The 747-nt window shown below is 40.4% G+C and carries 1 protein-coding gene; it reads right to left on the reverse strand.

Annotated elements, in window-relative coordinates; all coding sequences use genetic code 11:
• The coding region (locus ACFINO_RS10345) for an ABC transporter substrate-binding protein (RefSeq protein ID WP_375655739.1) at positions 1-747 on the reverse strand (747 nt) is incomplete at both ends.

Genomic DNA, 747 nt, shown 5'->3' on the forward strand with positions numbered 1-747 from the left:
ACGAGCAACATCAATATCATGTTTTTGCAACAACAAACGTTGTGTTCCGGGCTCTGCAACATGGCGAATTAAAATCTGCTTCAGTTTAGGCGCTTGTCCCCAATAGTGAGAGCTTGCACGCAACAAAAGAGCTTCTCCAGGGCGCCAACTTTTTAACTGATAAGGACCAACACAAGCAGCATGACTTTTCAAATACTGATTTCCAAAATCGCCATCTTTTTCGTGTTTCATAATTGTCTTACGATCAAGCAAAGCTGTTGCCGGACTTGCAACAATATTATTAAGAATGAGCTCTGCTGGATAAGGCTTATCAAATTTCATCACCACTGTTTTCTTATCTGGGGCTTGCAAAGCGTCATCAACATTTTGCTCTGTAATTCCATATTCATTAAAAATTGCCGCATTACCCATCTTCAATTTGACAATCCGCTTCATACTCCAAAGAAGATCATTGGCTTTGGCTGATCTGCCATTATTAAACTTCAAACCATCACGCAAATGAAAAGTAATCACCGTACTGTGATCATCACCTGAAACATCCCAATGTGTTGCTAAAGCGGGAACCATTTTAGCAGGATTATCTGTAGCACCACTCACCAAATTATCACAAACATTGCGAACAATTTCACTTCCATAAACATCATTAAGTTGTGCGGGATCAAATGTACTAATTGCATCAAGATTCCAAGCCATCACAAGGGTATCAGCCGGTGTTTTTGCTGAAGCTTGTTGTGCAACCATCGCCAA

Source organism: Bartonella sp. AA83SXKL (genome assembly GCF_042196965.1).
Classification (GTDB): Bacteria; Pseudomonadota; Alphaproteobacteria; order Rhizobiales; family Rhizobiaceae; genus Bartonella.